Here is a 14405-nt window from a genome sequence, read left to right as displayed (position 1 = left end):
CGAGGCACCCGCGCGGGTAGCGTCCGGCACATGGACAGCGCGACGGACAGCGGTTACGACACCCACGGCGCAGGGATCACCGTGCAGCGGGCGCTGGAGCTGCCGGGGCTGCGCAGTGGGCTGCCCGAGGTGCTGGCGGGAGCCGAGCGGCTCGGGCGGACCGTGCGCTGGGTGCACGCCGGGGAGGTGCCGCACATCGCCTCCCTGCTCAAGGGCGGCGAGCTGCTGCTGACCACCGGCTACGGCCTCGGCACCCGTCCCGCCGAGCAGCGGGCGTTCGTGCGCACCCTGGCCGAGCGCGGCATCGCGGCCCTGGTCGTGGAGCTGGGTCCGCGTTTCACCCGGCTGCCCGCGGCCCTGGTCGACACGGCACGCGCGGCCGGGCTGCCGCTGGTCCAGCTGCACCGCGAGGTGCCGTTCGTGACGGTCACGGAGGAGGTCCACACCGAGATCGTCAACGGCCACTACGCCCTGCTCCAGCGGGCCGAGGAGGTGCACCGGCGGTGCACGCAGGCCGTGCTGGGCGGCGGCGGAGTGCCCCAGGTGCTCGGCATCCTGGCCGACTTCGCCGGCAACCCGGTGTTCCTGGAGACGGCGGACGGGCAGTTGCTGTACGCGGCGGGGTCCGGTCCCGAGGGGGCGGACCCGCTCCAGGTGTGGGAGGGGTTGCGGGGCCAGCACAAGGAGGAACCGCCGCTGGCGGGTTCGGTCCTGGTGGACGTGCCGGGCGGCGGGCCGGGCAGTGGGGGCGTCCGGGCACGGCTCGTTCTGCTGCCCGTACGGTCCGCGCCGGCGCCGGTGCACCGGATGGCGGCCGAGCGGGCCGCGGGCATCCTGGCCGTGGTGCTGATGCAGGCCCGCCAGGAGGAGGAACTGGCGGCGCGTGGACGCGGCGACTTCCTCACCGACCTCGCCGAGGGCCGGGTCACGGCCGAGGACGCCCCGGCGCAGGCACGCGTGCTGGGCTTCCGGCCGGGAGAGGGCCCGCTGCTGCCCGTGGTCATGCGGGTCGGGGACGCCCTGTCCTCGGGCGGGGGCTGGGCCGTGCTGGCGCGGGCGCTCTCGGAGGAGCTGGCGTCGGTGGGCGTGCCGGTGCTGCTGGGGGTGCGGCCGGTGGAGGGCCGGGTGCTGGTGCTGCTCGGCCTGCGCGCGGAGCCGGAGCGGGAGACGGTCGCGGACCGGGTGGCGGCGGCGCTGCGGGCGGGGGTGGGCCGGGCCGGGATGCCGCGGATGGGCGGGCAGCCGCCCGTGGTGGTCGTGGGCGTGGCCGGGGGCTGGACGGCGGCGGCCTCGGGCCTGCGGCACGCGGCCGAGACGGCCACGGCGGCCCAGGGCCTGCCGGACCGGCCCTGGTACGACGCCCGGCGCCTCGACATCGACCTGCTGCTGTGGCGGCTGCGTGACCAGCCGGACCTGGCGGCCTTCGTCGACCGCGCTCTCGGCCCGCTCCTGGAGCACGACCGCCGCTCCCGGCCGCCGCTGCTGCCCACGCTCACGACGTATCTCGCCCACGCGGGCCGCAAGGCGGAGACGGCCCGGGAGCTGCACCTGAACCGGCAGACCCTTTACAACCGCCTGGCACGCATCGGGGAGTTGCTGGGTACGGACCTCGACGACCCGCAGACGGTCCTGGCCCTGAGCCTGGCCCTGCGGGCCCGCAGACACGTCCCGTAGGGGCCTCTACGGCAGCGGCAGAGGCTGGGTCAACTCGTCGTAGACGCTGAGGACTTGCGCGACCGTCTCGTCCTCGGTCGGCCAGGTGGCGGCCTGCCGGGCGCCCCTGGCCGTCAGCAGTTCCCGGCGCGCCCGGTCGCCGAGCAGCCCGACGACGGCGTCGGCGAGGGCCTTCGCGTCCCCGTACGGGACGAGTTCGGCGGCGTCGCCGACCAGTTCGGGGATGCCGCCGACCTCGGTGGCGACGAGCGGCACGCGCGCGTGGAGGGCCTCCTGGGCGAGGACGGAGCGGGCCTCCCAGCGGCTCGGCAGCAGGGCGAGGTCGGCCGCGGCGAGCAGGTCCGTGATGTCGTCGCGCCGCCCGATGAGCCGGACCGGCAGTCCCTCCTCCTCGATCCGCGCCTGGAGTTCGGCGCGCAGCGGCCCCTCCCCGGCGATCACGACCAGGGGCACGGGGTCGAGCCGGCGCCAGGCGCGCGCGGCGTCCAGCAGTACGTCGTATCCACGGTGCCGGTCCAGGGAGCCGACGGCCATCAGCAACGGCCGTCCGATGGCGCCGATTTCGGCGCGCACCTTGGGCCGCAGCCGGTCGGGATCGTCAGGGTCCGGGGGCCTGCGGGAGCCGGGCAGCGCGACGGCCGCGAGCCGGGCGTCCCGCGCGCCGGTGAGCCTGGCCCGGTCCACGAGCGCCGAGGTCGTGCCCAGCACCACGGTGGACGCCTTCACGACCCTCCGCTCCAGCACCCGCAGCATGTGGGCACGCGCGCCGTCGGCATGGGCCCGGTCGTGCCACGTCACGACCAGCGGAGTGCGCACGCGCCGCCCGCTGAGGGCGAGGACGGTACGGAAGGAGGCGTGCAGCCCGTGCGCGTGGACCAGATCGGCGTTGGCGCAGGCCGCCCGCAGGGCCGCCACCGACACCGGGTCGCTGCTGCGCGGCACATGCACGTGGTTGGCGCCGACTCCACTGAAGTCATAGGCGCGGTCGGCCTCATAGGGGGCGCACACCGTGACTTTCACGCCCCGCGCGACGAGCCCCGCGGCCAGCGAGCGCACATGCGCACTGCTGGTGGCGTTGCCTCCACCGAGCACCTGCACGGTGCGCAGCGGCAACTGGCCATGCGGTGAGTGGCTGCTCACGGGGGTCACGTGGCCGGGCTCCTGGTTCGGGTCGGGCGGTCACGACGCGATTCGCACGCGTACTCCGCCAAGGATGCCAGGACATACGGGGGTTCCGGGAACGCCGGAACGCCGACGGCCCGACAGCGGGTCGCGGCACCGGGGGAATGCGCCGGGCCGGGTCACCCACACGAGTGAACTTGGGCGATCGGCCCGTGCCCCGCCGACACCCCGCCGCTACGCCGCCCCGGCGCGGGCCCGCTTCGGATCAGGCCGGCTGTGAGCCTCGGCTCCTGTCAGTCCACCCGAGGCGTGCCGGGCCCGGCGACGCCGGGATGATCCGGACGACAGGCCCTAACCGTCCGCCCGCGCCGTCGCCAGCAACTCCTCCGCGTGTGCCCGGGCCGTCTCCGAGTCCTCCTGGCCGGCGAGCATGCGGGACAGCTCGCGGACCCGCTCCTCCCCTTCCAGGACCTTGACGCCGGAGCGGGTCACGGACCCGTCGTTGGTCTTCTCGACCAGCAACTGCCGGTCGGCGAAGGCGGCCACCTGCGGCAGATGCGTCACCACCACGACCTGCGCGGTCTTGGCCAGCCGCGCGAGCCGCCGGCCGATCTCGACCGCCGCCTTGCCGCCGACTCCGGCGTCGACCTCGTCGAAGAGGTACGTCGGCACGGGATCCGTCCCGGCGAATACGACCTCCACGGCCAGCATCACCCGCGACAGCTCACCGCCGGACGCGCCCTTGGCGATCGGCCGGGGCGGCGCGCCCGGGTGCGGCGCCAGCAGCAGCTCGACCTCGTCGGCGCCCGCGGGCCCGTAGGCGACCGGACGCCCGCCGACCTCGACGCCGTCGGGGTCCTCGGTCTGCCGGATGTCGAAGGACACGCGCGCGTGCGGCATGGCGAGCGAGGCCAGCTCGGCGGTCACGGCGGCGGCGAACCGCTCGGCGGCCTCCGCCCGGGCGTCCGTCAGGGCCTGCGCCAGCCCGCCCAGTTCCGACCGCAGCGCGTCCCGCTCGGCGGTCAGCTCCCCTATCCGCTCGTCGTCACCGTCGAGTTCGGTCAGCCGGGCGGCACTCTGCTCGGCCCAGGCCAGCACGGTGGCGATGTCCTCGCCGTACTTGCGCGTCAGCCCGGTCAGCGCGGCCCGCCGCTCCTCGACGGCCGCCAGCCGCAGCGGGTCGGCGTCCAGGTCGTCGGCGTATCCCGCGAGGTCGCCGGCCGCGTCGCGCAGCAGGATCCCGATCTCCCCGATGCGGTCGGCGAGCGTGGCCAGCGCCGGGTCGTGCGACCGTACGGCGTCCAGGGCCCGCTGGGCGCCCGCGACGAGCGTCCCGGCGTCGACGCCCTCCGGGTCCTCGGGGTTGCCCGCGAGGGCGGCGTGCGCGGCCGCGGCGGCGGACGCCAGTGCCTCGGCGTGCCCCAGCCGCTCGGCCTCCTCGGCCAGCTCCACGTCCTCACCGGCACGGGGTTCCACGGCGGCGATCTCGTCGAGCCCGAAACGCAGCAGATCGGCCTCCTGGGCCCGCTCGCGCGCCCGGGTGGTGATCTCGTCGAGCTCGGCGGAGACGGCCCGCAGCCGCCTGTAGGCCTCGCCGTACTTGGCCAGCGGCCCGGCGACCGCGTCGCCCGCGTAGCGGTCGAGCGCCTGCCGCTGCCGGGACAGCTTGAGCAGCCCCTGCTGGTCGGTCTGCCCGTGCACGGCCACCAGCTCGTCGGCGAGCTCGGCCAGCACGCCCACGGGCACGCTGCGCCCGCCCAGGTGCGCCCGTGAGCGCCCTTCGGCGGAAACGGTACGGCTGATCAGCAGGGCCCCGTCGTCGAGCTCGGCCCCGGCCTCCTCGGCACGCACCGCGGCCGTGGCGTCCCGGGGGACGGTGATCCGCCCCTCCACGACCGCCTTGCCCGCCCCGATCCGCACGAGCGCCGGGTCGGCCCTCCCGCCCAGCAGCAACCCCAGGCTGGTGACCACCATGGTCTTGCCCGCACCCGTCTCACCGGTGACCGCGGTGAACCCGGGCGACAGCTCGACGACAGCGTCGTCGATCACGCCCAGCGACCGTATCCGCATCTCCTCCAACACGGACACGACCTTACGAGGTCCGAGCCGGGGATTGCGACCGGCCTGCCCTTGTCACCCACGCGAGTGGACGTGGGCTAGTGGGGAGCCCCCCGCCAGCCGGAGACCGGCAGCGCGAACTTGGCCACCAGCCGGTCCGTGAAGGACGCGTGGTGCAGCCGGGCCAGCCGCACCGGCACGGCCCCTCGCCGCACCTCCACCCTCGCCCCCGGCGGCAACTCCACGGTCCGCCGGCCGTCGCACCACAGCACACCCGGCGGAATGTGCGGCAGAACCTCCACGGCCAACACGGAATCCGGCGATGTCACCAACGGCTTCGCGAACAGCGCGTGCGCGGAGATCGGCACCATCAGCAGCGCCTCGACCTCCGGCCACACCACCGGCCCGCCCGCGGAGAACGCGTACGCCGTCGACCCCGTCGGCGTCGCGCACACGATCCCGTCACAGCCGAACCCCGTCACCGGCCGCCCGTCGATCTCCAGGACGACCTCCAGCATCCGCTCGGCGGACACCTTCTGCACGGCCGCCTCGTTCAGCGCCCAGTCCGTGTGCACGATGTCCCCGTTGCGGTGCACGACGACGTCGACGGTCATCCGCTCCTCGACCTCGTACGCCTTGGTCACCACCCGGTCGACAACCTTGTCGAGGTCGTCCCGCTCGGCCTCCGCGAGGAACCCGACGCGCCCGAGATTGACGCCCAGCATCGGCACACCCGACGCCCGCGCGAACTCGGCCCCGCGCAGCAGCGTGCCGTCACCACCCAGCACGATGAGCAGCTCACAACCGTCCAGAGACTGCGGAGTGGCCTCCTTGATCAGCTCCACTTCCACCGGCAGCGGCAGGTCGCGTGCCTCGGCCTCCAGGACGCGCACGCCGAGACCGGAGCGCAGCAGCCCCTTCACCACGAGCTCGGCACTGCGCACGGCGGCGGGCCGCCCCGTGTGGGCGAGCAGGAAAACAGTACGAGCTCGGTTCTCGGTCAACGCGGCCCCTCCGCCACTGCACGGTCAACGTCGGCCGGGTCCAGTGCCGGTGCCCCGGCCCGCAGCCACAAGAAGTATTCGACATTCCCCGACGGCCCGGGCAGCGGACTGGCCGTGACGCCCTTCACCCCGAGCCCCAGCCCCCAGGCCTTCTCGGCCACCCCCCGTACCGCCTCGGCGCGCAGCTGGGTGCTGCGTACCACTCCCCCGCTGCCCAGCCGCTCCTTCCCCACCTCGAACTGCGGCTTGACCATCATCACCAGATCGGCGTCCGGTTTCACGCACCGCACCAAGGCGGGCAGGACCAGCCCGAGCGGGATGAAGGACAGATCCCCCACGACAAGATCCACTGGCTCCCCATCGATCGCTTCAAGCGTCAACTCGCGTACGTTCGTACGGTCCTTGACGGTGACGCGTTCATCCTTCTGCAGGGACCAGGCGAGTTGTCCGTATCCGACGTCCACGGCGACGACGTGGGCGGCACCCGCTCGCAGCAGCACATCGGTGAAGCCGCCGGTGGACGCACCCGCGTCGAGTGCCCTGCGCCCCTCCACGGGCAGCCCCTGCGGCCCGAAGACCGCGAGCGCCCCGGCGAGCTTGTGCCCGCCCCGGGAGACGTAGTCGGGGTCGCTGTCGTCCTGGGCCACCACGATCGCGGCCGCGGTCTCCACCTGCGTGGCGGGTTTGGTCGCGACGGTCTTGCCGACAAAGACGCGTCCGGCGGCGATCAGCTGGCCGGCGTGCTCACGCGAACGCGCGAGCTTCCGGCGGACCAGCTCCGCGTCCAGACGACGGCGTGCGACTCCTGCCACGTTCGGTTCAGCTCCTAGGTCCAGGCGGCGTCGGGGGCGCGGGAGGTCCCGGGCGTGCATCGAGCGCGGTGAGCGCGTCGCGCAGCCCCCGGTGTACATCCTCGTACACCTCGATGTGTCCGTCCGTGGCGAGGTGGTCCGCGTCGCCGAGCCGGTCCAGCGCCGCGTCCACATCGGCGTCGCCGGTAGGGGTGCGGGGCACGTTCAGCGAAGCCGGGGCGGCGGGGTCGTACGCCGGCTCTTCCTCCGCCGCCGGCGGGATCTCGGGAACTGCGTCGTCCATGCCACGACGCTACCGCGAACCGCTGCGGTACCGTCGACCGCGATGGCCACGATCGAGGAGTGCCGCAGCGCACTCGACAAGCTCTCGGACAACATGCAGCGCGCCGAAGGGGACGTCCGCGACGCCGCGGCCCTGGACCGCTCGGTGAGCTGCCACATCACGGACCTCGACATCACCTTCGTCGGCCGCATGCGCGGCGGGCGGATCGACGTGCACGACACCGTGCCGGGGCCGCCGCCCGGCAGGGCCGAGATCAGACTCGCCATGATCGGCGACGACCTGGTGGCCCTGGTCGGCGGTGAGCTGAACTTCGCCAAGGCCTGGGGCTCCGGCCGGGTCAAGCTGCACGCGGGCGTGCGGGACCTGTTGCGGCTCAGGAAGCTTCTGTAGCCGCGACCTTGCCGCCCGTCCCCCGAGCGCGGGCCTTGCGCGCCGCCGGCACGACCAGCGGCGTGCCCGTCTCCGGGTCGTCGATGACCTGGCAGCGCAGCCCGAAGACCTCCTCGACCAGTTCCGCCGTGACGATGTCCTTCGGTGCGCCCTCGGCGATGACCCGGCCCTCGCGCAGGGCGATGAGGTGAGTGGCGTAGCGGGCGGCGTGGTTCAGGTCGTGCAGCACTGCGACGAGCGTGCGCCCCTGCTCCTCGTGCAGCTGCGCGCACAGGTCCAATACGTCGATCTGGTGCTGGATGTCCAGGAAGGTCGTCGGTTCGTCGAGCAGCAGCAGCGGTGTCTGCTGGGCCAGCGCCATGGCGATCCACACGCGCTGGCGCTGACCGCCCGAGAGCTCGTCGACGTAGCGGTCACCGAGTTCGGCCACGCCGGTCTGACGCATGGACTCCTGGACGACCCGCTCGTCCTCCGCGGACCACTGGCGCAGGATGCCCTGGTGCGGGTAGCGGCCGCGGCCGACCAGGTCGGCGACGGTGATCCCGTCGGGCGCGACGGACGACTGGGGCAGCAGCCCGAGGGTCCGCGCGACCTTCTTCGCCGGCATCGACTGGATGACCTGCCCGTCGAGCAGCACCCGGCCCTCGCTCGGCTTGAGCATCCGCGACAGGGCCCGCAGCAGCGTCGACTTGCCGCAGGCGTTGGGGCCGACGATCACCGTGAACGACTGGTCGGGTATCTCCACCGACAGCTGCTCGGCGATGACCCGCTGGTCGTAGGCGAGGGTGACCTTCTCGGCGGACAGGCGGTTCACGGGGCTCCTTCGGTTGGTCAGTCCGCTGCTGGTACTGCTCTCGGGGCGTGTGCCCGCCCTCATATCCGGCCCGCCCTGCGCTCGCTGACCAGCAGCCACAGCAGGTAGAGCCCGCCGAGCACGCCGGTGACCACGCCCACGGGCAGCTGCTCGGCGCCGAACGCCCGCTGCGAGACCCAGTCGGCGACGACCAGCAGGGCGGCGCCCATGCACAGCGAGGGCAGCAGGTTCGGACCGGGCGAGCGGGTGAGGCGCCGGGCAAGCTGCGGCGCGGTGAGCGCGACGAAACTGACGGGGCCGGCCGCGGCGGTGGCGGACGCGGTGAGCAGCACCGCCGCCACCATGAGCAGCAGCCGGACGCGCTCGACCCGCACCCCTAGGGCGTACGACACGTCGTCGCCCATCTCCATCATCCGCAGCCCACGCGCGTTGACCAGGACGAGCGGCACCAGCACGGCGGTCAGCGCGAGCAGCGGCCACACCTGGTCCCAGTCACGGCCGTCGAGGGAGCCGGTCATCCACACGACCGCACGGGCCGCGTCCACGATGTCGGACTTGGTCAGCAGATAGCCGTTGACCGCCGTGACGATGGCGGAGACGCCGATGCCGACCAGGACCAGCCGGTAGCCGTGCACGCCCCGTTTCCAGGCGAGCACGTAGATGGCGAGTCCGGTCACCAGGCCGCCCACCAGCGCCCCGACGGCCACCTGGTTGGCGCTTCCCGAGGTCAGCACGATCACCACGAGCGCGCCGGCCGTCGCCCCCTGCCCGAGGCCCAGCACGTCCGGACTGCCCAGCGGATTGCGGGAGATGGCCTGGAACAGCGCGCCGCCGAGTCCGAGCGAGGCACCGACCAACAGCCCGACCAGGACCCGGGGCAGCCGCAGTTCGTTGACGATGAACTCCTGGCCCGGGTTGCCCTCGCCGGCCAGGGTCCGCAGCACGTCGGCGGCCGGGATGGGGAAGTCGCCGGTGCCGATGAGCACGACACTCGCCGCGAGCGCCGCGACGAGCAGCAGGAACACGACGGTGACGGTCCGCACGTCCAGGCGTATCGAGAGCCCGCCGGTCCGCACGGCACGGTTGGTGGTCTTCACAGCTGCGCCGTCCTCCGCCGTCGTACGAGAAAGATGAACACCGGGCCGCCGAGGATCGCGGTGACGATGCCCACCTGGAGTTCCGAGGGCCGGGCCACGATCCGGCCGATGACGTCGGCGCCGAGCAGCAGCACGGGCGACAGGATCGCCGCGTACGGCAGGATCCAGCGCAGGTCGGGCCCGGTGAAGGAGCGCACGACGTGGGGCACCATCAGCCCGACGAACACGATCGGCCCGCAGGCCGCGGTCGCCGCCCCGCACAGGACGGTCGCGGCCAGCATGGACAGCGCCCGGGTGCGGTTCAGGTTGGCGCCGAGAGCCCTGGCGGTGTCGTCACCCATGGCCATCGCGTTGAGCGGCCGGGCCAGAGCCAGGGCCAGGACCGTGCCGGTCAGCAGGAACGGCAGCACCTGCGTGATGGTCGAGTCGGTCGCCGAGGCCAGCGAACCGACCGTCCAGAACCGCATTTTGCCGAGGGCCGCCTCGTCCATGATCATCACGGCTTGGAGATAGCCGTAGAGCGCGGCGCTGATCGCCGTACCGGCGAGCGCGAGCCGCACCGGTGTCGCGCCCCGGCTGCCGCCGAGGAACCAGACCAGCGCCCCGACCGCGGCCGCGCCGAAGAACGCGAACCAGACATAACCGCTGAGCGAGGTGACCCCGAAATAGGTGATGGCCGTGACGACCGCGGCGGACGCGCCGGCGTTGATGCCGAGCAGTCCGGGGTCGGCCAGCGGATTGCGCGTGAGGGCCTGCAGCACCGCCCCGGCCAGGCCGAGGGCGGCACCGGCGAGCAGCCCGAGCACGGTCCGCGACATCCGCTCCGCGACGACGACGTCCCCGTAGGTCCCCGAGTCCTCGAACAAGCCGTGCCAGACCTGCCCGAGGGGCAGCTCTTTCGCTCCGATCGCGGTACTCGCCAGCGCGACGAGCACCAGGATCGCGACGGACAGGAGCAGTCCGAAGGCTCGTACCGCCCGTCGGTTCGGGGGCGCGGGGACGGTCTCCGCGCGCTGTTCGGGGGGACTCTCGACCAACACGCAGTTAGGTTAGCCTACCCTCGCATCCGAGCAGGATTCGGCCTTCCGGCCCCGCCTCGGCACCGGCGCGTGCACTGACAGACGCTCAGATACCCAGCCGTGCGAGCGCCTTCCCCCCATCCAGCCCGCACGCACCCTCACCGGCGGCCGTCCACGCCACGGCGCACAGCGCCCGCAGCCCGTCCAGAGCCTCGCCCTCGCCGTCGAGCTCGAGCCGGTCCGCGCCGGCCCTCGCCGTCCAGCCACCACATCGGAACCCGCCCTCGCCCGCCTCGACGACGTCCGGCTGACCGCCGAGCATCCCGCGCAGATCGGCGTCCACGAACGTCGGCCGGTGCTGCGGCGGCGCGGCCAGCAACTGCGCGCCGTCGGTGACACCGGTCAGGACGAGCAGCGAGTCGACCTCCCCGTTGAACGCGCCCTCGATGTCCGTGTCCAGCCGGTCCCCCACCACCAGGGGCCGCTTCGCGCCGGTGCGCAAAATGGTCTCCCGGTGCATCGGCGGCAGCGGCTTGCCCGCCACCTGCGGCTCGGCGCCCGTGGCGATCCGGACCACCTCCACCGCGGCCCCGTTGCCCGGCGCGATGCCGCGACCGCTCGGGATCGTCAGGTCGGTGTTGGACGCGAACCACGGCACACCGCGCGCCACGGCGTAGGAGGCCTCGGCGAACCGGCCCCACGGCAGATCCGGCCCACCGAACCCCTGCACCACCGCCGCCGGATCGTCGTCCGCCGACTCCACGGGCACCAGCCCGCGCTCGCGCAGCGCGACCCGCAGTCCCTCACCGCCGATCACCAGCACCCGGGCGCCCTGCGGCACCTGCTCGCTGATCAGCCGCGCGACCGCCTGCGCCGAGGTGATGACGTCCTCCGCGCCGGTCGGTATCCCCAGCTCCGTCAGATGCTCCGCCACGGCGGCGGGAGTCCGCAGCGCGTTGTTCGTCACGTACGCCAGACGCATCCCGCCCTCCCGGGCCGTGGCCAGCGACTCGACCGCGTGCGCGATCGCCTCACCCCCCGCGTACACGACACCGTCCAGATCGAGCAGCGCCGTGTCGTACGCCTCGCTCAGGGCCTGCCCACTGCCCTCGGGCCTCGTCCTGACGCTCCGGCTCATCCCGCATCGCTCCTCGTTCGACGGCTTTCCCCCGATCATCCCCCATGCCACCGACAGCCGTACGATGCCGGGATGAACTCAGCAGGTCACTCGGAGGCAACGACGCACCGAGGCCTGGAACTCACCCCGTTCCGAGGCCTTCGTTACGACCCCGACCGGGTCGGCAGCCTTGCCGCCGTCACATCTCCGCCGTACGACGTCGTGGTGCGCCCCGACGGCCTGCACCACCTCGAGTCCGCCGACCCGTACAACATCGTTCGCCTGATCCTCCCCCAGGCCGCCACCCCCAGCGCCCGCAACGAACAGGCCGCCGACACCCTGCGCCGCTGGCTGTCCGAGGGCGTCCTGACCACCGACCCGGAACCCGGCCTCTACGTCTACGAGCAGCAGGACGGCAACGGCATGCTGCAGCGCGGCATCATCGGCGCCCTGCGCGTGTCCGACCCCGACGAGCAGGTCGTGCTGCCGCACGAGGACGTCATGCCGCACATCGTCGCCGACCGCGCTGCCCTGATGCGGGCCACCTGCGCGAACCTCGAACCCCTCCTGCTCACCTACCGGGGCAACGGTTCGACGACCGCCACGGCGGACCTGATCGAGCGCACCGCCGACCGGCCCCCGCTCCTCGCCACCACCACCGAGGACGGCTTCCGCCACCGCCTGTGGTCGGTCACGCACCCCGACGACCTGGCCACGATCCAGAAGGACCTCGGCCGGCACCAGGCCCTCATCGCCGACGGCCACCACCGCTGGGCGACCTACCGCCGCCTCCGCACGGAGCACCCCTCCCCAGGCCCCTGGGATCACGGCCTGGTCCTGCTGGTGGACACGGCCCGCTATCCCCTCCGGGTCCGCGCCATCCACCGCCTGCTGCACGGCCTGCCGGTCGGCGATGCCGTGGCCGCCCTGGATGGCCACTTCCGCGTGCGCCGCCTCGACGTCCCGCTGGCCGAGGCCCTGGGCACCCTGGCGGACGCGGCTGGCGCCGGCAACGCGTTCCTGCTGGCCGGCGACGGCGCCTTCCATCTGGTCGACCACCCGGACCCGGACCTCCTGACCCGTACGATCCCCGCCGACCGCCCAGCGGCCTGGCGCACCCTGGACGCGACGGTCCTGCACGCCACGCTCCTGGAGCACGTCTGGCACATCCCCGAGGACTCCCCCGCCCACATCGCCTACATCCACGACACGGCCGCCACGGTCGAGAAAGCGGAACGCGACGGCGGTACGGCCGTCCTGATGCACCCGGTCCGCGAGGAGGTCGTCCGCGACCTGGCCCGCCAGGGCGTGACGATGCCCCGCAAGTCCACCTCGTTCGGCCCCAAACCGGCGACAGGCCTGGTGCTGCGGGCGCTGGACCTCTGACCGAACGGACCGGCCGGACACGACAAACCGGGCACGACAAAGGGGCGGGACCCCGAGGCCTCACGGCCGGGATCCCGCCCCTTCCCCTACGAACGTCAGTCAGTCCCTGTCGTCCTCGTCCTTGTTGTCCTCGTCCTTGTCGTCCTCGATCTCGTCGCGCTCGATCTCGTCGCGCTCGTCCTCGGCCGGCTCCGGCGAGGCGGAGGCCGCAACGACGTCGTCCTCGTGGTCCTCGTCCTCGACCAGGGCGTCCACGAACTCCACGCCGTCCAGCTCGGCGAGCCGGTCCGAGGCGTCGGTGCTGCCGTCCCGGTCGGCCTCGACGGCCTTGGCGAACCACTCCCGCGCCTCGCTCTCCCGCCCGGCGGCGAGCAGCGCGTCGGCGTACGCGTACCGCAGTCGCGCCGTCCACGGCTGTACGGAGTTCGCGGCCAGCTCCGGGCTCTGCAGCGTCACGATGGCCGCGTCCAACTGCCCCAGGTCTCGCCGCGCGCCGGCCGCGACAAGCCGCATCTCGACCTGCCCGGCCTTGTCGAGCTTGTGCACCTCGGGCGCCCCGGCCATGTCCAGCGCCTTCTCCGGCCGCCCGAGCCCACGCTCGCAGTCGGCCATGACGGGCCACAGGTCGATGTTCCCGGTCATCCGCTTGGCGGCCCGGAACTCGGCCAGCGCCTCGCCGTATTTCTGGGTGGCGTACGCGGCGAATCCGGCGGCCTCCCGAACGGCGGCGACTCGCGACGCCAGTCGCAGCGCCACCCTGGAGTAGCCGTAGGCGCCCTCGGGGTCCTCGTCGAGGAGTCGCGCGACCATCACCAGGTTCCTGGCGACGTCCTCCGCGAGCGTCTTGGGCAGGCTCTGCAACTCCTGACGTACATCCTTGTCGATCTCGTCACCCGTGACGTCCTCGGGGATCGGCAGCCGCTTGATGGGCTCCCTGTCCCGCTCACGCTCCTCACGGAACCGGCCGGGGGCACCCCGGTCGTCCCGGCCGCGGAAACCGCCCCGGTCGCCGTCACGCCGATCACCGTCGCGCCGGAAACCGCCGCCGCGCTCACCACGGTCGTCACGCCGGGGACCACGCCCACCGCGGTCGTCGCGGCTGTCACGGCCGCGGAAGCCACCGCGCTCACCACCACGGTCGCCGCGGTCGTCCCGACGGAATTCGCCACGGTCACTGCGGGGGCCGTCCTCACGCCGGAAGCCTGGACGCCCGCCCCGGCCCGCGTCGTCACGCCGGAAACCGCCGCCGCGCTCACCACGATCGTCCCCACGGCGCTCGTCACGGCCGCGGAAATCACCGCGGTCGTCGCGACGGAACCCGCGGTCGCCGTCGCGGGGGCCGCGGTCACGACTGTCGTCGCGCCGGAAACCGCCGCGGTCGCGGTCGTCGCGACGGGCGAATCCGCCGCGGTCGCTCTCGCGCCGCTCGCCACGACGGTCATCGCGCCTGTCGTCCCGGCGATCGTCACGCCGGAAGGCAGGACGTTCACCACGGCTGTCACGGTCGTCACGCCGGAAGGCAGGACGCTCACCACGGCTGTCACGGTCGTCACGCCGGAAGGCAGGACGCTCACCACGGCTGTCACGGTCGTCACGCCGGAAGGCGGGACGCTCACCACGGCTGTCCCG

Annotated in this window: 13 protein-coding genes; 3 read left to right on the top strand and 10 right to left on the bottom strand. The window is 73.4% G+C overall.

The genetic code is table 11. The features are described from left to right. Positions 1–30: 30 nt before the first annotated feature. Positions 31–1674 (top strand): PucR family transcriptional regulator, encoded by a 1644-nt coding sequence (locus ACIQHQ_RS34455; RefSeq protein ID WP_402619820.1) that lies wholly within the window; start codon positions 31–33, stop codon positions 1672–1674. A gap of 6 nt (positions 1675–1680) precedes the next feature. On the opposite strand, the gene ACIQHQ_RS34450 is transcribed toward ACIQHQ_RS34455, so the two are convergent. The 5 genes from ACIQHQ_RS34450 to ACIQHQ_RS34430 form a co-directional block, all read right to left on the bottom strand. Beyond that, a complete protein-coding gene (locus tag ACIQHQ_RS34450; RefSeq protein ID WP_402619818.1) occupies positions 1681–2823 on the bottom strand; it encodes a glycosyltransferase family 4 protein in 1143 nt (380 codons plus the stop codon). A 324-nt stretch (positions 2824–3147) separates the two neighbouring features. Beyond that, positions 3148–4866, bottom strand: a complete 1719-nt coding sequence (gene recN, locus ACIQHQ_RS34445) for a DNA repair protein RecN (RefSeq protein WP_402620096.1) — start codon at positions 4864–4866, stop codon at positions 3148–3150. An 86-nt stretch (positions 4867–4952) separates the two neighbouring features. After that, positions 4953–5858, bottom strand: coding sequence for an NAD kinase (locus tag ACIQHQ_RS34440; protein WP_402619815.1), 906 nt, complete (start codon positions 5856–5858; stop codon positions 4953–4955). After that, positions 5855–6670 (bottom strand): TlyA family RNA methyltransferase, encoded by an 816-nt coding sequence (locus tag ACIQHQ_RS34435; RefSeq protein WP_402619812.1) that lies wholly within the window; start codon positions 6668–6670, stop codon positions 5855–5857. The genes ACIQHQ_RS34440 and ACIQHQ_RS34435 overlap by 4 nt, the downstream gene beginning before the upstream one ends. Positions 6671–6677: 7 nt before the next feature. Further along, positions 6678–6953, bottom strand: a complete 276-nt coding sequence (locus ACIQHQ_RS34430) for a hypothetical protein (protein WP_402619809.1) — start codon at positions 6951–6953, stop codon at positions 6678–6680. Between the two features lie 42 nt (positions 6954–6995). Here ACIQHQ_RS34430 and ACIQHQ_RS34425 point away from each other — a divergent pair, with 42 nt between their 5' ends. Next, positions 6996–7343, top strand: coding sequence for a sterol-binding protein (locus ACIQHQ_RS34425; RefSeq protein ID WP_402619807.1), 348 nt, complete (start codon positions 6996–6998; stop codon positions 7341–7343). Here the strand turns inward: ACIQHQ_RS34425 and ACIQHQ_RS34420 are convergent. From ACIQHQ_RS34420 to ACIQHQ_RS34405, 4 genes are all read right to left on the bottom strand, one after another. Next, the gene (locus ACIQHQ_RS34420; protein WP_402619804.1) at positions 7327–8220 is read right to left on the bottom strand and encodes an ABC transporter ATP-binding protein; all 894 of its coding nucleotides are present in this window, start codon (positions 8218–8220) and stop codon (positions 7327–7329) included. The genes ACIQHQ_RS34425 and ACIQHQ_RS34420 overlap by 17 nt on opposite strands. Continuing rightward, positions 8217–9254: a FecCD family ABC transporter permease gene (locus ACIQHQ_RS34415; protein WP_402619802.1), complete on the bottom strand. Its 1038-nt coding sequence runs from the start codon at positions 9252–9254 to the stop codon at positions 8217–8219. Before ACIQHQ_RS34415 ends, ACIQHQ_RS34420 begins: the two co-directional genes overlap by 4 nt. Then, positions 9251–10294 carry a FecCD family ABC transporter permease gene (locus ACIQHQ_RS34410; protein ID WP_402619800.1) on the bottom strand — a complete coding sequence of 348 codons (1044 nt, stop codon included), beginning with the start codon at positions 10292–10294 and terminating at the stop codon, positions 9251–9253. The genes ACIQHQ_RS34415 and ACIQHQ_RS34410 overlap by 4 nt, the downstream gene beginning before the upstream one ends. 85 nt (positions 10295–10379) lie before the next feature. Continuing rightward, positions 10380–11411: an HAD hydrolase-like protein gene (locus ACIQHQ_RS34405; RefSeq protein WP_402619797.1), complete on the bottom strand. Its 1032-nt coding sequence runs from the start codon at positions 11409–11411 to the stop codon at positions 10380–10382. A 72-nt stretch (positions 11412–11483) separates the two neighbouring features. Between ACIQHQ_RS34405 and ACIQHQ_RS34400 the strand changes: the two genes are divergently transcribed. Then, on the top strand, positions 11484–12776 hold the full coding sequence (locus tag ACIQHQ_RS34400; protein ID WP_402619795.1) for a DUF1015 domain-containing protein: 1293 nt from the start codon (positions 11484–11486) through the stop codon (positions 12774–12776). Between the two features lie 99 nt (positions 12777–12875). Here ACIQHQ_RS34400 and ACIQHQ_RS34395 read toward each other — a convergent pair whose 3' ends face one another. Continuing rightward, positions 12876–13694: a tetratricopeptide repeat protein gene (locus ACIQHQ_RS34395; RefSeq protein WP_402620094.1), complete on the bottom strand. Its 819-nt coding sequence runs from the start codon at positions 13692–13694 to the stop codon at positions 12876–12878. Positions 13695–14405: the final 711 nt, after the last annotated feature.

Origin of the sequence: Streptomyces sp. NPDC092370, from assembly GCF_044755265.1 — a bacterium.
Lineage (GTDB): Bacteria > Actinomycetota > Actinomycetes > Streptomycetales > Streptomycetaceae > Streptomyces.
Note: the sequence above shows the minus strand (reverse complement) of the source record. Positions and strands in the feature narration are given on the sequence as shown.